Source organism: Clostridium sp. AF21-20LB (assembly GCF_003478795.1).
GTDB classification, from domain to species: domain Bacteria; phylum Bacillota; class Clostridia; order Lachnospirales; family Lachnospiraceae; genus Otoolea; species Otoolea fessa.
Map to the genome: position 1 here is coordinate 17,938 of NZ_QUGD01000003.1, position 20,573 is coordinate 38,510.

At 44.4% G+C, this 20,573-nt stretch carries 19 protein-coding genes; 18 read left to right on the forward strand and 1 reads right to left on the reverse strand.

Annotated features, from left to right (window positions below):
* Positions 1 to 19 precede the first annotated feature (19 nt).
* The 11 genes from purM (at position 20) to DWX76_RS02540 (ending at position 11,179) form a co-directional block, all read left to right on the forward strand.
* Entirely contained in the window at positions 20 to 1,051 is a 1,032-nt protein-coding gene (gene purM / locus DWX76_RS02495; RefSeq protein ID WP_118570052.1) for a phosphoribosylformylglycinamidine cyclo-ligase, read from the forward strand.
* Positions 1,045 to 1,638, forward strand: coding sequence for a phosphoribosylglycinamide formyltransferase (gene purN / locus DWX76_RS02500; RefSeq protein ID WP_118467813.1), 594 nt, complete (start codon positions 1,045 to 1,047; stop codon positions 1,636 to 1,638). Before purM ends, purN begins: the two co-directional genes overlap by 7 nt.
* Positions 1,639 to 1,648: 10 nt before the next feature.
* A complete protein-coding gene (purD, locus tag DWX76_RS02505) occupies positions 1,649 to 2,923 on the forward strand; it encodes a phosphoribosylamine--glycine ligase (protein ID WP_118570053.1) in 1,275 nt (424 codons plus the stop codon).
* 388 nt (positions 2,924 to 3,311) lie between these two features.
* Positions 3,312 to 3,605 carry an AAA family ATPase gene (locus DWX76_RS14820; RefSeq protein WP_412693964.1) on the forward strand — a complete coding sequence of 98 codons (294 nt, stop codon included), beginning with the start codon at positions 3,312 to 3,314 and terminating at the stop codon, positions 3,603 to 3,605.
* 14 nt (positions 3,606 to 3,619) lie between these two features.
* Positions 3,620 to 5,008, forward strand: a complete 1,389-nt coding sequence (locus DWX76_RS02510; RefSeq protein WP_412693965.1) for an AAA family ATPase — start codon at positions 3,620 to 3,622, stop codon at positions 5,006 to 5,008.
* A 150-nt stretch (positions 5,009 to 5,158) separates the two neighbouring features.
* A complete protein-coding gene (locus DWX76_RS02515; protein WP_118570054.1) occupies positions 5,159 to 5,818 on the forward strand; it encodes a hypothetical protein in 660 nt (219 codons plus the stop codon).
* A 13-nt stretch (positions 5,819 to 5,831) separates the two neighbouring features.
* The gene (locus DWX76_RS02520) at positions 5,832 to 6,770 is read left to right on the forward strand and encodes a hypothetical protein (protein WP_118570055.1); all 939 of its coding nucleotides are present in this window, start codon (positions 5,832 to 5,834) and stop codon (positions 6,768 to 6,770) included.
* 481 nt (positions 6,771 to 7,251) lie between these two features.
* Positions 7,252 to 7,791, forward strand: coding sequence for a rubrerythrin (gene rbr / locus DWX76_RS02525; RefSeq protein WP_118570056.1), 540 nt, complete (start codon positions 7,252 to 7,254; stop codon positions 7,789 to 7,791).
* 568 nt (positions 7,792 to 8,359) lie between these two features.
* A complete protein-coding gene (locus tag DWX76_RS02530; protein WP_182427268.1) occupies positions 8,360 to 9,433 on the forward strand; it encodes a C40 family peptidase in 1,074 nt (357 codons plus the stop codon).
* Between the two features lie 36 nt (positions 9,434 to 9,469).
* On the forward strand, positions 9,470 to 9,925 hold the full coding sequence (locus DWX76_RS02535; RefSeq protein WP_118570058.1) for a ribonuclease Z: 456 nt from the start codon (positions 9,470 to 9,472) through the stop codon (positions 9,923 to 9,925).
* A gap of 165 nt (positions 9,926 to 10,090) precedes the next feature.
* Positions 10,091 to 11,179, forward strand: coding sequence for a DNA/RNA non-specific endonuclease (locus DWX76_RS02540; protein WP_118570113.1), 1,089 nt, complete (start codon positions 10,091 to 10,093; stop codon positions 11,177 to 11,179).
* A 92-nt stretch (positions 11,180 to 11,271) separates the two neighbouring features.
* Here the strand turns inward: DWX76_RS02540 and DWX76_RS02545 are convergent, their stop codons facing one another.
* Entirely contained in the window at positions 11,272 to 12,189 is a 918-nt protein-coding gene (locus tag DWX76_RS02545) for a helix-turn-helix domain-containing protein (RefSeq protein ID WP_118570059.1), read from the reverse strand.
* 124 nt (positions 12,190 to 12,313) lie between these two features.
* Here DWX76_RS02545 and DWX76_RS02550 point away from each other — a divergent pair, with 124 nt between their 5' ends.
* The 7 genes from DWX76_RS02550 to DWX76_RS02585 all read left to right on the forward strand — a co-directional run bounded on the left by DWX76_RS02550 (position 12,314) and on the right by DWX76_RS02585 (position 20,488).
* On the forward strand, positions 12,314 to 13,285 hold the full coding sequence (locus DWX76_RS02550; RefSeq protein ID WP_118570060.1) for a DMT family transporter: 972 nt from the start codon (positions 12,314 to 12,316) through the stop codon (positions 13,283 to 13,285).
* 312 nt (positions 13,286 to 13,597) lie between these two features.
* Entirely contained in the window at positions 13,598 to 13,945 is a 348-nt protein-coding gene (locus DWX76_RS02555; protein WP_117796340.1) for a TnpV protein, read from the forward strand.
* A 157-nt stretch (positions 13,946 to 14,102) separates the two neighbouring features.
* Positions 14,103 to 15,167: a PDDEXK nuclease domain-containing protein gene (locus DWX76_RS02560; RefSeq protein ID WP_118570061.1), complete on the forward strand. Its 1,065-nt coding sequence runs from the start codon at positions 14,103 to 14,105 to the stop codon at positions 15,165 to 15,167.
* Between the two features lie 247 nt (positions 15,168 to 15,414).
* Entirely contained in the window at positions 15,415 to 16,014 is a 600-nt protein-coding gene (locus DWX76_RS02570; protein WP_181357169.1) for a hypothetical protein, read from the forward strand.
* Positions 16,015 to 16,140: 126 nt separating this feature from the next.
* Positions 16,141 to 16,800 carry a TetR/AcrR family transcriptional regulator gene (locus tag DWX76_RS02575; RefSeq protein ID WP_243022434.1) on the forward strand — a complete coding sequence of 220 codons (660 nt, stop codon included), beginning with the start codon at positions 16,141 to 16,143 and terminating at the stop codon, positions 16,798 to 16,800.
* A 192-nt stretch (positions 16,801 to 16,992) separates the two neighbouring features.
* Entirely contained in the window at positions 16,993 to 18,747 is a 1,755-nt protein-coding gene (locus tag DWX76_RS02580; RefSeq protein ID WP_118570063.1) for an ABC transporter ATP-binding protein, read from the forward strand.
* 1 nt (position 18,748) lies between these two features.
* A complete protein-coding gene (locus DWX76_RS02585; protein WP_118472112.1) occupies positions 18,749 to 20,488 on the forward strand; it encodes an ABC transporter ATP-binding protein in 1,740 nt (579 codons plus the stop codon).
* Positions 20,489 to 20,573: the final 85 nt, after the last annotated feature.

The window sequence follows — 20,573 nt, forward strand, 5'->3', positions numbered from 1 at the left end:
GGACATACGGAGGAAAACCATGGATTACAAGAATTCCGGAGTAGATATTGAGGCTGGTTATAAGTCGGTAGAACTGATGAAAGAGCATGTAAAGAAAACGATGCGTGAGGAGGTGCTGGGAGGTCTGGGCGGCTTTGCCGGTGCATTCTCCCTGGCAAAGATTAAAGAGATGGAAGAGCCGGTTCTCTTATCTGGTACGGACGGCTGCGGAACCAAGGTAAAGCTGGCGATCATCATGGACAAGCATGACACGATCGGTATCGATGCAGTTGCGATGTGTGTCAACGACATTGCATGTGCAGGCGGCGAGCCGCTGTTTTTCCTGGACTATATTGCCTGCGGCAAGAACTATCCGGAAAAGATCGCGGATATCGTAAAAGGCGTTGCAGAAGGCTGCTTACAGTCGGAGGCAGCTCTGATCGGCGGCGAGACAGCCGAGCATCCGGGACTGATGCCGGAGGAAGATTATGATCTGGCTGGTTTTGCTGTCGGTGTGGTTGATAAAAAAGACATGATTACCGGCGAAAACCTGAAACCGGGTGATGTACTGATCGGTATGGCATCCACCGGCGTTCACAGTAATGGTTTCTCCCTGGTCCGCAAGGTATTTGAGAAGGAACTCAACAAAGAGGGACTGGAGACTTACTATGAGGAGTTGGGAACCACGCTTGGCGAGGCACTTCTGGCACCGACCCGTATCTATGTAAAGGCGCTGAAAGCAGTGAAGAATGCAGGCGTGACTGTGAAAGCGTGCAGCCATATCACTGGCGGCGGCTTCTATGAGAATGTTCCGCGTATGCTGAAAGACGGTGTCCGCGCAGTCATCAAGAAAGACAGCTATCAGATTCCGCCGATCTTTGGTATGCTGGCGAAGAAAGGCGATATCGAGGAGCACATGATGTACAATACCTACAACATGGGTATCGGCATGGTCGTAGCAGTCGATGCGGCTGATGCAGAGCGCGCGATGGAGGCAATGAAGTCCGCTGGCGATACACCGTACATTATCGGTTCCATTGAGGCGGGAGAAAAGGGAGTAACATTATGCTAAGAGTCGTTGTAATGGTATCTGGCGGCGGTACAAATCTGCAGGCAATCCTGGATGCGGTTGATAATGGCAAGATCACGAACGCAGAGGTTGTAGCGGTTATCAGCAACAATGAGGGCGTTTATGCGATTGAGCGCGCGAAAAAACACGGTGTCCCAGCGTTTGTTGTGACTCCGAAGGCGTATGAGACGCGAGATGCATTCGATGAGGCGCTTTTAGAGACCGTCAAGGCGTGTAAGCCGGATCTCATCGTTCTGGCTGGATTTCTTGTGAAGATTCCGGCGGCGATGATCGAGGCATACAGAAATAAAATTATCAATATCCACCCGTCCCTGATTCCGTCCTTCTGTGGCGTCGGCTATTATGGACTGAAGGTGCATGAGGCGGCACTGGCGCGTGGCGTCAAGGTGACGGGCGCGACGGTTCACTATGTGGATGAGGGAACCGATACCGGTCCGATCCTCTTCCAGAAAGCCGTAGAGGTGCAGCCGGATGATACGCCGAAGACGCTGCAGCAGCGCGTGATGGAACAGGCAGAGTGGGTACTGCTTCCGCAGGCGATCGATGCGATTGCAAACGGAAGAATATAAGGAGAAGAACATGAAAGTTTTAATCGTTGGCAGCGGCGGACGTGAGCATGCGATCGCATGGAAAGTGGCTCAGAGTCCGAAGGTAGATAAAATTTATTGTGCACCAGGCAATGCAGGAATCGCAGAGTATGCAGAGTGTGTGCCGATCAGTGCAATGGAATTTGATAAGCTGGCGGCATTTGCGAAAGAGCATGAGGTTGATCTGACCGTGATTGGCATGGACGATCCGCTGGTCGGCGGTATCGTGGATGTGTTCGAGGCACAGGGACTGCGTGTATTTGGACCGAGAAAAAATGCGGCGATTCTGGAAGGATCGAAGGCATTTTCCAAGGATCTGATGAAGAAATACAACATTCCGACCGCAGCCTATGAGACTTTTACCGATCCGCACAAGGCGCTGGAATACTTACAGACCGCTAAGATGCCGATCGTTTTGAAAGCAGATGGTCTGGCACTTGGAAAAGGTGTTCTGATCTGCAATACTTTAGAGGAAGCAGAGGCAGGCGTCAAGGAGATCATGGAGGACAAGAAGTTTGGTTCTGCCGGCAATCAGATGGTCATCGAGGAGTTCATGACAGGACGCGAGGTTTCTGTCCTTTCCTTCGTCGATGGCGATACGATCCGCATTATGACCTCCTCCCAGGACCACAAGCGGGCGCTGGACGGCGATCAGGGCTTAAATACAGGCGGTATGGGAACCTTCTCGCCAAGCCCGTTCTACACAAAAGAAGTAGACGAATTCTGCAAAAAGTACATCTATCAGCCGTCGGTTGACGCGATGAAGAAGGAAGGACGTACCTTCAAGGGCATCATTTTCTTTGGTTTGATGCTGACCGAAGATGGTCCGAAGGTGCTGGAATACAATGCGCGTTTCGGCGATCCGGAGACACAGGTTGTCCTGCCGCGCATGAAGAACGATATCGTGGAAGTCTTTGAGGCATGTATCGACGGAACCCTGGATCAGATCCAGCTGGAATTTGAGGACAATGCGGCAGTCTGTGTTGTTCTGGCGTCGGATGGTTATCCGGTGAAATATGAAAAAGGTTTCAAGATTCACGGTCTGGAGAAATTCAAAGACACGGACGGTTACTATGTATTCCACGCGGGCACGAAGTTTGATGAGGACGGCGACATCGTGACAAACGGCGGTCGAGTGCTGGGCGTTACTGCAAAGGGCAAAGACCTGAAAGAGGCGCGCGCCAACGCATACAAGGCGACCGAGTGGATCGATTTCGCTAACAAATATATGCGCCATGATATCGGGCATGCGATTGATGAGGCGTAGGGGAAGCGGAAGCGATATAGTTTTTCCAATCAATGCCCAGTTGCAACGAGTATTCCGTTTGTCGTATTTGCGGGACGCATTGCCTTCCTTATCACGAGAAAGGTACGGAGCCGCTGCATTTACGAGAAAACAGTAAAGTGCCCATATAAGAGGCGCGGAGCGGAAAACTGTAAGACCTGCCAATACTTCTATAAGAGAGGTGTGACATCGGAAGACAAGAAGGGCTTCGAGAAATTCAAAGAAGAGAAATAACGAAAAATGCCGGGTAAGACGACGATTCTTATCCGGCGTTTTTGCATATGTTTTTTCTTCCTCTTTCTTTTTTATAAAAAATATGAGACAATAAAAGAAAACAGAAGTTCTAAAAAAGTAAAAGCGGGAGGATTTTATGGAAAAAAAATTAAAACTTCCGGTTGGAATTGATGGATTCGAAAAGATACGTCGAAATGGTTTTTACTATATCGACAAAACAAAATTAATCGAACAGTTATTTTTAAACTGGGGTGAAGTGAATCTTTTCACACGCCCGCGCCGATTCGGAAAGACCCTCAACATGAGTATGCTGAAGAGCTTTTTCGAAATCGGAACGGATACATCGCTGTTTGATGGGCTGTATGTTTCTGAGAATAAGGAACTGTGCGAGCAGCATCAGGGCAATATCCGGTTATCTTTCTTTCTTTAAAGGACGTGGAGGGGTTGAGTTTTTCAGAAGCAAAACGTAAATGTATTCAACTGATCAAACGGGAAGCTGAAAGATTTTATGGTCTGAAAAACAGCGAACGACTTCTGGATATAGATAAAAAGAATTATTGCCGACTTTTAGATATGACAGTCCAGGAAGAAGATTCCGACATTGTATCTTCTTCTATAAAGATGCTGTCGGCTCTTTTATATAAGCATTATGGTAAAAAAACAGTCATTCTCATCGATGAGTACGATGTCCCGCTGGATAAAGCATTTCAGCATGGATATTACAAAGAAATGGTTCACTTTATTCGCGGACTGTTAGGTGAAGCATTAAAAACAAACGATTCGCTTTCATTCGCAGTGCTGACCGGCTGCCTTCGTGTTTCGAAAGAAAGTATCTTTACGGGCCTCAACAATTTCAAGATCCTGTCGATCACGGATACGCGTTTTGACGAACAGTTCGGTTTTACAGATACGGAAGTGCGGAAACTGCTTTTAGATTATCATCTGGAGGATCGCTTCGAAGAAGTGAAGGAGTGGTACGATGGATACAGATTCGGAAATGCAGATGTATACTGTCCATGGGATGTAATAAATTTTGTGGACCGCGCGAAGGATGACAAAGAGGCAAAGCCGGAAGCGTACTGGATCAACACAAGCGGAAATGACCTCGTAAAGCGTTTTATCGATAAAGCAAATAAAACGACGAAGAATGAAATTGAGCGCCTGATCAACGGTGAAGCCATCGAAAAGGAGCTTCGCCTGGATCTCACGTATGAAGAGGTCGATCAGAGCATCGAAAATCTCTGGAGCGTTCTTTTTACGACCGGGTATTTGACGCAGAGTGGAAGAAATGAAGACGGAGCTTATCGGCTGATTATTCCAAACCGGGAAGTACGAGAAGTCTTTCGTCTTCAGATTAACGAGTGGTTTAAAAAGTCGATCTTCAGTAACACGGAGCGTCTAACAGCATTCTGGAAGGCTTTTGAAGAAGGAGATACCGAAGGTGTCGAGCAGTATTTAAACCGCGTACTCAGTAATTCCATCAGCGTATTTGATACAAAGGCAAGGAAAGAAGAAAAAGAAAGCTCTTATCATAACCTTCTCGTCGGGATCCTTACTGGAAACGCAGACTGGCTTGTAAAGTCAAACGTTGAAGCCGGAGAAGGATTTGCGGATATCATCGTAGAAACGGACGATCCAGATGCGGGAATCGTCGCAGAACTAAAATATACAAAAAACTTTGACGATATGAAGATGACTTGTCAAAAGGCTATTGATCAGATCAGGGATCGCCGTTATCAGGAATATCTTCTGAATGATGATCGGAAGGACATCCGGCTGTATGGTATTACCTTCTGTAAGAAACGGTGCTGTGCAATCAGTGAAAAACTGTGAGATATTGAGGCTTGTGATGATCGTGCGATCACTTTGTAATTTTCTCAAAAATACGTATCTGAAAAACAAATTGCCCTTTAAACCATTATCCGCTTGTGAGATAATAAGATTATAAGAAAAACAAAATACTCAAAAAAAGGAGAGATGAATATGAAGATAAGAAAGAAGCTAATCGCATCTGCAATGATTGTAGCCATGATGATGGGCACAGCAACGACTGCACTCGCCGGTCAGTGGCAGCAGAATTCAAAAGGCTGGTGGTGGCAGGAGGATAATGGCACTTACCCAAAGTCACAGTGGCAGTGGATCGATGGCAATAAAGATGGCATTGCAGAATGCTATTACTTTGATGGCAGCGGCTATATGCTTTCAAATGCCACAACCCCGGATGGATACGTAGTAAACGGTGATGGGGCATGGACGGAAGGAGGAGCCGTAAAGACGAAGAATGTAAGCACAGAACCCGTAACGACAAATACGTCAAACGGCACGGTTGCAAATTCACAGGCTCCGGCAACTGATGTCTATAGCGGAACCTATGCATACAATATTGGCACTTACTCGTTTTCAATGAAGATCGTGTATGATCCGGCAACCAAGACGCTGACAGATACCGAGTGGCTTCCGGGATTTGGCGGAGTCACGGATACGTACCATTATGCAGGTGTGAATGAGATGGGCTACACCGTGTTTGAGTGCATAAGTTCGAATAAAACCGCCATCAGTAGCAATTCATATATTTATTTCTCGGCGCCTGGTGTAATGGTCGTAGAGACTGAGAATGGCTATGAGAATGTAAAGAAGCAGTAAAAAGGAGAAATCGATGAAGTTACGAAAGAAGTTAATCGCGTTATCTGCGCTTACATTATCACTCATCATGGTTGTTCCGGTGTTTGCAGATAACCCGATCGGATGGCAGAAGAATGAAACAGGATGGTGGTACGGAACGAATGCCACCGGAACAACCTGGTATCACGATGGCTGGCAGTGGATTGATGGAAACAAGGATGGAATTTCAGAGTGCTACTATTTCACTCCGAACGGATACATCGTAACAAATGGGAAGACACCGGATGGATATGATGTAAATGCCGATGGTCAGTGGACCATAAATGGTGTCGTACAGACCATAGGCGCTGCGGCAGCACAGGCTACAGGTACAGCAAATACCAATAGACCATCGTCAAAGGAGATCATTGATTATCTGTATCGTGGAAGAAACGCAGAAATAAGGAATGAAGCGATTGGAAAATTAATTGACACTTCAAAACCGGAGTGGAACAATGGCGTCACCAACATTTACATGATAGATGCTGTTGGCGCTCCACGTTGGAGCCATACACATGGCGGATGGTATTATTTAGGCTACGACAATACGGACGTAGAAGCGATTGCGCTGAATGATGAAGGCTATCTTCTTGCAGATACCGTGACACCGGATGGATATTATGTAAATAAGCGGGGTGTGCTCGAAATTGATGGCCGTGAAGTAACGCACTGCGAAGAATGCCTGTATACCGCAAGCAGCGTAAATGTGCCGGATCCAAATCATGTGGATCTAAGTAAATATAACGATTGGGAAATCGGCATCGGCCATAGTTGGCGCATGAGTAGTTTCCCATACGGAAAACTGATTTATAATCATGTTACTGGAATGGATAGAGAACAGGGTGGCATCGGCTCCAACATTGTAAGCCATAATGATTTCGGCGTTTGCGCGGTAGGGAATGCAGAAAATTCGTATAAGCACACGAAAAAATAAATAGATTTTAAAGCAGCGGGAGGAATCCTGCTGCTTTTTTTGTGCTGATAGAAAAACACCGGATTTTCACGAGACCAAGGAAGGTACGCATGAATTTCACCAAAAACACGATTTACACAACATATAATAATTAGGATAACACCGGAAAAAGAACGGGGGCAGACAATGATAAAACGAAGAAAGAAAATAGCGGCGATGCTTGTGGCAAGTATGATTCTTGTGACAAGCCTGCCAAATACAGCAGAAGCGTTTAATAAGTAATTGATGTTGTGGCTGACGAACCTTTCGATGAGTCTTTAGGCTCCAGCACAGGAAAAGAGCTCTTATAGGGCGAAAAACAAAACACCGGCTTAGCCGATGATAATGATTGTCTGGATTTTGGAAAAAAATGCTTTTGAAAAATATATTAAAAACATTCAAGCGTGCTATAATAGAAAGAAAAGATGAACTGTTTTCATGCAATTAAAAGGAGGACAACGCAATGGCTAACAAATATGCAGGAACCCAGACGGAAAAGAACCTGAGGGAGGCTTTTTCCGGCGAATCACAGGCGAGAAATAAATATACCTATTTTGCATCCAAGGCAAAAAAAGAGGGATTTGAGCAGATTTCCGCCCTTTTTTTAAAGACCGCGGACAATGAGAAAGAACACGCAAAGATGTGGTTTAAGGAATTAAACGGTCTGGGAAATACCGCAGAGAATCTGGCATCTGCTGCAGACGGAGAGAATTATGAGTGGACAGATATGTACGATGGATTTGCCAAGACGGCTGAGGAAGAAGGATTCCCGGAACTGGCAGCGAAATTCCGTATGGTAGCGGAGATTGAAAAGCACCATGAAGAGCGCTACCGTGCCCTGCTTCACAATGTGGAAGCACAGGAAGTATTTAAGAAGAGCGAAGTGAAGGTATGGGAATGCCGCAACTGCGGTCATATCGTAGTAGGAGAGAAAGCACCGGAAGTTTGTCCGGTATGCGCGCATCCGCAGGCTTATTTCGAGGTACATGCGGAGAATTACTAAATCTGGGGACTCAATCGTGGAAGCAGATGCCTTTTGTGGGAATGTGAGACGCAAGAGGTAGTTCTGGATTTGGTATGTGATTGAGTATAAGTAATGTGAGTTAGAGTGGATATGCCATGGACGGCGAGGATCTGATGGATTTGCTGGTCAGTCAGCTGGGGGCACTTTCGGAAACGACGAGACGCCAGCTGAGGGTGCTGCCGATTCCTTATTGTGTATAAAAAAGAAAGATGCATCATATAAAAGATACGAAAATTAAGCAGGCTGTTTTGGATCAGTTCATATGAGATCGTCTTTTTTATCATTCGCACCAGATGTTTCGAAGGAACAATGCCAGGCAGAGCATTGGATCGATATAGAAAATGTGTCAGAATCAGTAAAAATGACGCCGGAAGAAATTGAAGATTTGAATGCACGGATTTTACGGACATCTGGAACGGAAATGCATGATTTGAAAAATGAAGCCTTTGCCAAAGAAGAGAGAGTTGTTTATGATAAATGGTGTGGAAATTTCTTATCATTTGGGATACAGGGTATAAATTGGACTGTGCGTGATGCTCAAAATTCTGTGAATAAAAATGTTCATATCAAATATGGAATCGCGACTTCACAGGGGTTGATCAAACAGTTTCCGATGGAGACTTTTTTAGCCGATGAGGAGGATCCATCCGATCCGGAGTGGGATGAGGCAGCACTTTGTCTCTGTATGGTCGGGGAACCGCTTTTGATTTTGGGTTCGGTGCAGGAGGAGAGTTATCTGTATGTCCGGAATGAATGCAGCGAGGGCTGGATATCGGCAGAGTCGGTGGCAGTCTGCCGGAACCGGGCGGAATGGCTGATGGCGGCATTTCCGATCCATCCGTTAGTAGTGACAGGGGACATGGTCTGGCTGGAAGCAAGTGCGGTCTATCCGGGAACCAGTGCATACCGGCTTCGGATGGGTACGGTGTTGGAATTGTGCGTGGAAGAAGGAATCCCAGAGATAAAAGAAACAATAGAAACAAACAGAATAAAAGGGACAGGAGCGCTAATAGAGACAACAGAAGCACAGGCAGAACAGAGGGTACAGAACAGACTGTCTTGGAATAATTACATCGTCTGGCTTCCATGCCGCGCTCCGGATGGCAGTTTCTTCCGGCAAAAAGGATTGATTCCGATGAGCCGGGACGTATCGGTGGGATATTTGAGCTTGACAAATGAGGAGATTATTAAACAGGCGTTCAAGTGTCTGGGAGACCGCTACGGCTGGGGCGGAATGCTGGAGAGCCGGGATTGTTCTTCCTATATCCGGGAAGTGTACCGCTGTTTTGGATGGATCCTGCCTCGCAATACGACCGGTCAGCTGCAGATGCCAGTTAGAAAAATAGAGCTGGCGGGGCGGCGCTGCTCAGAAAAAAAGCAGATTTTAAGAGCATTAGAACCGGGCACACTTCTATATTTTCCGGGACATGTGATGATGTATCTGGGATATGAGAATGGCAATTTTTATGTCATAAACGATGTGAGCAGGCTGGTGAAAGAAGGAGAAACGATGCCGGTGCGTGTACGATCGGTGATTGTCAACACGCTGGCAGTCAGGCGTCCCAATCTGCGGACTTGGATGGAGGAGCTGACGCTTGCTTTGATTCCTTGGGAAACATGAAACGTACAGCAGATAGAAAAAGGGAGAAAAAGAGAGATGAAGATAATTGTATGTGTGGATAATCAGAACGGCATGATGTTCAATCACAGACGGCAGAGCCAGGACCGCGTGCTTAGAAAGCGTATTATGGAGCTGACAGGTGGGAAAAAACTGTGGATGAATGCATACAGCCAGAAACAGTTTTTACAGGTGAATGGAAATATGCCGAAAGAACAGGAACAATCCGGGCAACTGGGGCAATCTGGGCAGATTCAGGCAGATGAAGCGTTTTTGGAAAAGGCGGGGCCGGGAGAGTACTGTTTTGTCGAGAACAAGGATGTTGTTCCGTATGAGAGCCGGATCGAAGAAGTGATTCTTTGTCATTGGAACCGGGATTATCCGGCAGATATGTATTTTAAGATGGATCTGGGCAGCTGGAAGCTGGCAGAAACGCAGGAATATGCGGGTTCCTCGCATGAGAAAATCACAGAAGAGCGGTATGTGCGCAGGTAAAAAATATACATAAAAAGTAAGTACAATATAAAAGAGTAAGAAAAACATAAAAAACAAGTCAAATATAAAAAAGAGCCGGTTCTGCACCTGAAAATCAGGCGCCAGAACGCGCAAATCTACATGGCTCTGAAAGGGATAGGCTTAAACGGAAAGGCAGAAATTCATATGAGAAAATTGAAAATGTGGCTTCTGGGGCTGGCTGCAGCGGCGATGCTGTCTGTTTCAGCGTGCGCGCAGGAGATTCCAGAGGAAAGTCTGAATGGAAACGGAAGTGTCAGCGCGGAGGAAAATCAGGCGGAAAGTGCGGACGGAGATTCGCAGGCGGTGTCATCGTCAGAAAATGGTGGAAACCGTGTATCTTCTGCTTCGGGAACGTCATTTAATCTGGCGGATGTACCGGCATATTCCGGTCAGCCGTATGTGGCAGTCAATGGAAATGTGCCGTATTTTACCGATGCGGACCTGACGGATGTATCATTTGAGAGTTACAGTGATTTGGACAGCCTGGGGCGCTGCGGCGTGGCATATGCTTCGGTTTCGCAGGACACGATGCCGACGGAGAAGCGCGGCTCGATCGGGGAAGTCAAGCCGACGGGCTGGCATACGGCGAAGTATGACAATGTGGATGGAAAGTATCTCTATAACCGTTGTCATCTGATCGGCTACCAGCTCACGGCGGAGAATGCTAATGTCAAAAACCTGATTACCGGAACCCGCTATCTGAACGTACAGGGAATGCTGCCATTTGAAAATCTGACAGCCGATTACGTGAAAGAAACCGGAAACCATGTCATGTACCGCGTGACACCGGTTTTTGAGGGCGATAATCTGGTTGCCTCCGGCGTCCTGATGGAGGCGGAATCCGTCGAGGATCAGGGCGAGGGAGTGCTGTTCTGCGTGTACGTCTATAATGTCCAGCCGGGTATTGCGATCGATTATGCGACAGGAGAAAGCTGGGCGGACGGTTCTGGAAGTGCGGGAAGCACAGCCGGACAGGGAACGGCTGGAAATGGCAGCAGCCAGAATCAATCGGCTGGATCGGGAGCAGCTGGTTCGTCGGGAGGCGGCGCTGGATCCTCTGGAAGCAGCGCGACGGTTCAGACCTACATTCTCAATACCAACTCGAAAAAATTTCATCTTCCAAGCTGCACATCTGTCACCCAGATGAAGGCGGCAAACCGGCAGGAATTTACCGGTACGCGCGATGAAGTGATTGCAGAGGGATATGAACCATGTAAGAACTGCAATCCCTGATAAAACAGGGATGCAAAGTGTCTCGTTTGTGCTGTGTATGGAAAGAATCGGATGAGAACACGGTTAAGGAAGTTTCAAGAAGAAGCAATTCCTTAAAGAAAAGTTATAAGAGAAATTTTCCGCTTACGATACGCCCCCGGTGTACATCCGGTCAGGCGTTTGAAACAGGAAGAATAGTAGCTTTGTGTTGTAAAGCCGGAGCTTTGGGCAATTTCCGCGATAGATAGGCGGGAGTTGTTCAAAAGCTCCTGGCTTTTTTTGATCCGGTATTCAAGGAGATACTGGAAAATCGTGATGCCAGTCATCCGTTTGAAAAAACGTTCACATTCTTCCGGACAGAGGCAGACTGCGTCAGAGATCTCGCGCAGGGTGGTTTTCTGCGAGTAATGCGCCTGCAAGTAGTGGAAAATCTCTTTCAGGCGGCTGTTGGCGGCAGAAGTATCGCCGCGTTTATTGAACGTGGATTCGTCTTGACGGAGAAAGCGCCAGGCGATGATCCAGAGGGAAAACAGGATACCATATACCTGAAACGAGCTTTCAGGTGTGTGATTCTCTGAAAGCTGTAAAATACGGCAGATGGAGTCCGTCAGCAGAGAACCGTCGGGTGTGAGGGCGTCAAACTGGAAAAAAGACAAGGTTTCCTCATTCAAAAGGGGCAGAACCATCGCATCCGACAAAGCAGCCCCGCTGGCAGCAGTCAGAAGCGCCGGGGAAAAATTGATGCAGTAGTAGGAGGAATCCGGAGTCAATGGCAAAGCGCTGTGGACGAGCCGTCGGTTTAAAAAAATACCGCAGCCGGACGAAATCGGGAATCTGGAACCAGGCGTCTGAAAACAGACCTCGCCGCGCTCGACCAGGCAGAACTGGAAATCTTCATGCCAGTGCCAGCTCACAAGCTGATAAGACGGATCGGAAAAGTCGGTTCGGTACACCGAAACCGGAAAATCCGGGAAAATACGAATCAGGTTTTCCTCCCGGTCAGAATTTATGGAAAGATAGTTTGTAATCATAATAACCTCAATATAATGAAAAAACAAGCCGATATTTTTATATATAAATAAAGATAATACCGATATAATGATAAAGTCAATGAAAAAGAACGAAACTCATAAAAGAATAGTGGAGAAATGAAAGATGTTAAAAAGGAATAGAGATGGAAAGAATCAAATGAACATCAAGGAGTCGAATCATGCCACAGAAAAACAGGCATCAAATTCCACAGAAGTTCCTTCTTCGTCTGCCCGCCTCGGCGCTCTCTGCTGCATGATCGGCGCGACTAGCTGGGGATTTTCGGGAACATGCGGGGAGGCACTGTTTTCATCCTACCCGATCGATGCGGCGTGGGTGACGGCGCTTAGAATGCTGGGGGCGGGGACGATTCTTCTGCTTGCTGCCGCTGCGAAGGGAAAATTGCCGGTGCGGGCACTGGTTCAGGATAAGAAAGAGATGGCTCAGATGGTGCTGTTTTCGTTTCTGGGATTGGTGCTGTCCCAGTATGCGTACTTAAATGCAATCAAATGGACCAATTCGGGAACGGCGACGGTGCTGCAGAATTTATCGATTATCTTCGTGGCGGTCTTTGTATGCGCGGCAGAACGTACATTGCCCACGAAACGGACGTTTTTCTGTATCTGTCTGGCATTCTTTGGAGTCTGGCTGATCGCGACGGGAGGAAGACTGGACGGCATGGAACTGACGGCGAAGGGACTTTTCTGGGGAATCATGGGAGGTGTCGGCGCAGCTGCGTATTTCCTGCTTTCAAAAAATCCGGTGAATCAGTGGGGAAGTATTCCTGCAACCGGGATGGGAATGTTTATCGGCGGCGTGTTTATATCGGGAGCCGTCCGCATCTGGAAAGTTCCGGCGGAGCTGGACGGTCATGCCGCATTTTATCTGGGTGTGCTTGTGATACTGGGAAGTGCGGTTGCGTATACTCTTTTTTTAAAGGGAGTTTCTTTGACGGGACCGGTGCGCGCTTCGGTGCTTGCCTGCCTGGAACCGCTGACGGCGGCGTGCCTGTCAGCGGTCTGGCTGAATTCCGTTTTTACACCGGCAGAGTTGATTGGATTCGTCTGTATTCTGGCGACGGTTTTGATTATGAAATAGTATAAGAATAATATTAGAGATTTACTTTTTTAACAACACTTTGCAAGAATTCTCCTATCCTCTTTAGTGTGGCAGTATCAATAGAGAGAAAAAGGATTGATAATTTCACAAAATATTCACAAATAATTAGCACTCACCTATTGATAATGGAAGTCGATTTTTGTTCTGTCTTGTGTATCCTAGAAGTGCCTGTTTTACAGGCTTTCCGGGGCATCAGCCATTTTGTCTGGTATTGTAAAGCAGTGTCAGATTTGTCGTAAATGTCGTAAATTTGTGGTCAAAAAAAGATGAGAAATGGAGAGTGCTAATAAAATGAAATTAACGTATACAAATGTAAATGGATATCTAATCCCGAATCTCACCTATAAATCCGGTGAACAGATGGAGCAACTTGGCAAGTATGGTTTTCTTCGCAGAGATTATCTGAAAAACCATCGAAATTCAACTTATCAGGTGATGCTTCTGCAGGACACCATTGGAGAGCATCTTCTGGAAGTGGACAAGGCAGCCAGAGAATGGGAAAAGGTAATTCTGAAGCAGTTAGAAGAAAAAGAACCACTGCCGGATAAAGAAGCAGATCAGATGACCTGGGTAAGAGCTGTTAATCAGCACAGAGCGATTGCGGAAGAAATTATTCTCAAGGAATTGATTTATGTTTAAATGAAGGTGATGAGGTCGTGGAATGCGACCTCATTATTATATGTGACCATGAAAAAGCAGTAGGCAGAATGAGAAAAATAGGGTAATATAACAGTAAGCAGTTGGGACAGTTTTGAAATGCCAATTTGGCATTTCAAGTTATAGAAGGGGATCGATAATGAAAAAAGAGATATTAATAGCAGATAATATTGATAATATTTATGATGAAATAAATGCGTTAATCAGGGAAAAGAAAACTAATGTAAAAAAAGTTGTGAATGATGCCATTATTTCTCTTAATTGGGGAATTGGAAAAAGACTTAGTGTGGAGTTAACTGGAAATAATAAGCCTGAGTATGGAAAAAAGGTTGTTGCAGAAGTCAGTAAACGGCTGGAACAGGAGTATGGTTCGGGATTTGATAAAACATCAATTTCAAGAATGATTAAGTTTTATCAGGAATTTCCTGACTTCGAAAAAGTTGCGACATTGTCGCAACAATTGACCTGGTCGCATTTTGTAGAGATTCTGCCAATACAAGATGAGTTAAAAAGAGATTTTTATGCTGCAATGTGTATGCAGGAAAACTGGTCAGTGCGAACACTGCGTGAAAGAAAAAAATCCATGCTTTATGAACGAACTGCAATATCGAAGAAACCAGAAGAAACGATTAAAAATGAAATTGCGGAATTACGAGATGATGGAAAAATGAGTCTGGATCTTTTTTACAGAGATCCATATATGCTTGATTTTCTCGGTTTACGTGATACTTATAGTGAAAAAGATTTAGAAAATGCTATTCTTGCAGAATTAGAAAAATTTATTCTGGAAATGGGATCGGATTTTGCATTTTTAGCAAGACAGAAACATTTTGTACTGGATGGCAAGGACTACTATATGGATTTATTATTCTATCATAGAGGCTTGAGAAGGTTGGTTCTTGTTGAACTAAAGCTTGGGGAATTTGAACCGCAGGATAAAGGACAAGTCGAGCTGTATTTGCGATGGCTGGAAAAGAATGAAAGAGTGGAAGGTGAAGAAAGTCCGGTTGCACTTATATTATGTGCAGAAAAATCACAGGAAACTATAGAATTAATGCAATTGGATCATGGAAATATTCATGTGGGACAGTATATGACCAAAATGCCTCCAAAAGAACTTTTAGAACAGAAGCTATCCCTTGCTATTGCAAATGCGAGAGAATTGTTAGAACAAAGGGAAGAAGAATGGAAATTTTCAATTTAATAATGAAGTGCAGAGAAAGGCGTGAGTCATAGAAATGTGGCTTGCGTCTTTTTCTGTCTGGAAAGGAAGTGAGATAGAATGGCACAGATTTTTCGTGTAGAGAGAACTAAGAATTTTACGGTAATGAGTAATCACCATTTCAAGAATAAGAAGCCAGATTGAAAAAGGGGAAGTCATTGCATGGAGCAAAGATAAATATAACCTGTTCCATCAGCAGGTGAAAGACAGCTTAGTAGCGGATTGTGCAATGGCAGTGTTAAAAGCACTGGAAAATTGTATCAGCAAAGAAAAGTTTAAGGAAAAAATGAAACAGTTTGGATGGAATGTAAATTGGACAGAGAAACGGAAGCACATTACTTTTCAGAACCAGGATGGGAAGAAGGTGAGAGACAGCAATTTGTCAAAAACATTTCATCTGGATATCAGCAAGGAGGGACTAGAGAATGAATTTGATAGAAATAGGAAAAAATCCAGAGATATTGAAATCAGAGAAAGCAGAGCAGCCGAAGAACTTAGAAATTATTACAGAGAACTTGACACAGCCATCGCAGCTGCCGGAGGAATCACCGATCAAGCTCAAAGTAGAAAAAGATCTTCTAATGCAGAGTTTCGAGAGAGCGAAAGAGTTCATGCGGACACAGAAAAAGCAGATACAGATGCTGGAAGAAGAGAAACAGACGATCTTGTCCGACAGGCAGAGATTGCGAGAAGAAGTTCGGAAATCAACCGTAGGAATTCAGTGTCTGACAACCGAATTGTCCGAAACGCAGAAGCTGAATCAATCGCTTCAGCAGAGCAACGACGATCTGAGGAACAGAAAATCTGTCTGAATAGAACAGACTTGTAAAACTGCAGAAAGCATCTGCGGAGTGGAAACTGAATACACGAGGAAAATAAAAAATTGAAACACCAAGACTTGACAAATTCCTGTAATGAGTTAAAATATAACAGTGTTATATAACACTGTTATATTTTGAAAAGAAGTTTAGAGGATACGAAAAGAATGTCGACGAAAGCAGAAGATACACAGAAAAACATATTAGATACAGCCAGAAAACATTTTCTGAAAGATGGTTTGACAGGAGCATCTTTAAGAAATATTGTAAAAGATGCAGGACTTACTACTGGCGCATTTTACAAATATTATCCGACGAAAGAGGCACTTTTTGATGCACTGACGGATCCTTATATGGAACATATTTATCAGATTTATGACCAGATCGTTGAGGAGTTTGAAAAGCTTTCTGCCAGTGATCAGACAAGGAATATGTCGGATACATCCAGTGATGGGATGGAGCAGATGGTTGATTATATCTATGATCATTATGATAATTTCAGATTATTGTTGAAATGCGGAGACAGTGGAAAATTTGAATTATTCATACACAATATGGTAGAGCGGGAAATGAAGTCCAGCCTGAATTATATGGAAAAGATGAAAGAGAACGGTGTAAAAATACCGATTGTAGAGGAAAGCCTTATGCATATGATCTATACGGGATTTTTTTCATCAGTATTTCAGATCATTGAGCATGATATAGACAGGGAGACTGCAAAGAAAAATGTATATCAACTGAAAGAATTTAATACAGGTGGCTGGGAACGATTGTGGAATATTGAATTTCCAGTATAACTGATGCAGGAATTCTGAATAGGTTATGTGTGTTGCAGGTTCTGGATTTCTGAATAAAGTTCAGACAGGATAATAATATCAGGTGGTTGATGCCAGTAGACCACCTATTTTATTATATGTTGGTTAGCGCGAACTAACAGAAGGTAAAATAATAAAACGAAACAATAAAACGAACGTAAGGAGTGAAAAGATGTGAAAGAAAAAAAGAAGTCGGCAGTCAGCTGGATCCTGACGTGGGCCGGACAAAAAAGAATTGCCTATGTGTGGAGTGTGTTACTTGCAATAGGAAATGTGATTTTTAAGATTTTGCCGTATTTTATTATTGCAGATGTAGTAAAGCTGTTTTTAAATGGTGAAAAGGAGTTTGAAATATATCTTGCAAAAGCGGTTCTGATTGCATTATCGTTTATCATTGCAGAACTGCTTCATTCACTTTCGACAGCATTGTCACATAAAGCAACGTTTGCAGTACTTGCAAATATAAGAAAATCCTGCTGTGACAAGCTGGCGCGGGTACCTCTTGGCTATGTGAAAGACACACCTTCCGGTACATTTAAAAATATTATGGTGGAAAGAATCGACAGTATCGAGACAACACTGGCGCATATTGTCCCGGAATTCACGTCCAATCTGCTGGCACCGATTGTGATTTTGATTTATTTCTTCCTGACAGACTGGAGACTGGCACTCTGGTCATTGGTGCCGGTTATAGTGGGATTTCTTTCCTATTTTGGAATGATGCTGGATTATAAACCAAGCTTCGAGAGAACGGTTCAGACAACAAAAGATCTGAATGATGCGGCAGTGGAATATATTGACGGAATCGAAGTGATCAAGGCATTTGGAAAGACAGAAAGTTCTTATGCAAAATTTACAAAGGCGGCTATGGCTTATGCAGATTCCTTTATTTCCTGGATGAAACGGTGCTCGATCTTTCATGGACTGATGATGGTGGTCACACCTTATACGCTTCTTACGGTATTGCCGTTTGGGGCACATTATGTAGCTAATGGAACACTTGCGATTTCAGATTTTGTCATCTGCATTATTTTATCACTTGGAGTCGTTGGACCGTTGATCACAGTGGGTTCCTATACAGATGATCTTGGCAAGATCGGAGTGATTGTTGGTGAAGTGGCAGGAATTCTGGAACAGCCGGAGCTTGAACGTCCAGAGAAAAGTAAAAGTGTTCCAAAAGATAACTCCGTTACTCTTGAAGATGTCAGATTTGGTTATCACGACGAAGAAATCCTGCACGGAGTAACTATGGAGCTGAAAGCAGGAACGGTAAATGCAATCGTAGGACCTTCCGGAAGCGGCAAGTCGACCATCGCAAAGCTGATTGCGTCCCTGTGGGATGTGGATTCCGGAAGCATCAAAATCGGTGGAGTTGATGTCAAAGAACTGGCATTTGCAGATTTTAATCGGAAAATTGCATATGTTGCACAGGACAATTATCTGTTTAATGAAACAGTCCGTGAAAATATCAGACAGGGAAATCCGGATGCTACAGATGAACAGATCATCGAGGTGACAAAGAAAAGTGGATGCTATGAATTTATCATGCAGTTGGAGAATGGATTTGATACGGTTGTAGGAGGTGCAGGAGGACATCTGTCAGGTGGTGAGAGGCAGCGTATCTCCATTGCAAGAGCAATGTTAAAGGATGCTCCGATCGTGATCCTTGATGAGGCAACTGCCTACACAGATCCGGAAAATGAGGCAATTCTGCAGAATTCTATCGCAAAACTGGTAGCAGGGAAGACCCTGATCGTAATAGCACACAGACTTTCTACTGTTAAGGACAGTGACCAGATCTTTGTTGTAAATGATGGAAATGTAACAGCACATGGCACACATGAGGAACTTCTGGTGTCATGCCCGCTTTATAAGGAAATGTGGAATGCCCATATTTCTGTAAAAGATACGGTGAAGGAGGGAGAATGATATGTTTGGGATTCTGGCAAAATTCTTTCGTTTTTCAGGCAGGGAAAATGGCAATAAATTTAAACTGTCGATAGTGATCGGACTCATAGAGGCTCTTGCCTCAGCAATGAAGATTCCGGCTATTATGTACATACTGATTGGTCTGCTGAGTGGGAAACCGACAGGAAAATATATTGGAGGCTCCGTTGCGATTATGGTTCTTGCAATTGTAGTCGACGTAATCTGCAAGAGATACTCTACAGTGCTTCAGACAGAGGGAGGATATAATGCAAGTGCTTTTATGAGAATCAAGATTGCAGAACATCTGCGATATCTGCCGATGGGGTATTTCAATTCCAATAGTATCGGGGAAATTTCTTCCATTACAACCAATACAATGGAAATACTTGGCGATGTGGCTGCGAGAGTGGTTATGCTGACAATGCAGGGAATTCTGGAAACATCAATGATCATTCTTATGCTGTTTATTTTTGACTGGAGAATTGGACTGATAGCTGCAGCAGGAGTACTTATTTTCTTTGGGGTCAATTCTGTGATGCAGAATGCGGGTAAAAAAGATTCAGAGCAAAAAGTGGTATGCGATATGGAGCTTGTAAATCAGATCATGGAGTATCTGCAGGGAATATCAGAAGTTAAATCATATAACTTGCTTGGGAAACAGGCGAAAAGATTAAATGATGCAAATGAAGCATGTGAAAAGATCAATACAAAGATGGAAATGGTGTTTGTGCCCTATCATTTTCTGCAAAGTGTGATAACCAAAATTACAGGTGCTGTGATCGTGGCTTGCAGTGCATATTTTTATATTAATGGAACTATGAGTGCGGTTTATGCGATCGGTATGACAATTTCAGCATTTATGCTTTATGCCAGTCTGGAATGTGCAGGAAATTATTCATCTCTTTTACATGTGGTAAGCGTATGTGTAGATAAAGCAAATGCAATATTGGAGCTGGATACCATGGATATCGACGGTAAAGAAATACAGCCGGAAAATTACGATATCAGACTTTCTAATGTTTCGTTTTCTTATGACAAACGGAAGATCATTGATGATATATCGCTCTCTATTCCGCAGAAAACGACGACAGCAATCGTTGGACCATCTGGTGGAGGAAAATCAACACTTTGCAATCTGATTGCCAGGTTCTGGGATGTGGATTCCGGGGAAGTGACACTTGGAGGTGTGAATGTAAAAGACTACAGCATGAACAGTCTGATGAGTAATTTCTCATTTGTGTTTCAGTCGGTGTATTTGTTTGCAGACACCATTGAGAATAATATTAAATTCGGACGCCAGGATGCAAGTCATGAGGAAGTGGTGGAAGCGGCGAAGAAAGCATGTTGTCATGATTTCATCAGCAAACTTCCGAATGGATATGACACAGTGATCGGAGAAGGAGGAGCCACACTTTCCGGTGGTGAGAAGCAGCGTATTTCGATAGCCAGAGCGATTATGAAGGATGCGCCAATCGTCATATTGGATGAAGCAACGGCAAATGTTGATCCGGAGAATGAAAAGGATCTGATGGATGCAGTAGATGCACTTACAAAGGAAAAAACGATTATTATGATTGCCCACAGATTAAAAACAGTCAGACATGCAGACCAGATTGTGGTTGTTGAAAAAGGAAGAATTGCACAGCAGGGAACACATGAGCAATTAATGAAACAGGAAGGTATTTATAAGAGATTTGTGGATGCAAGGCAGCAGGCGGTAAGTTGGAAACTGGTGCACTGAGAAATAATCCACAGTCGGTGAATATCCAAATTGAATTGTCTGAAAGAGATTTAATTTAAGTTTCGCTAAGTTTCACTTATATAGG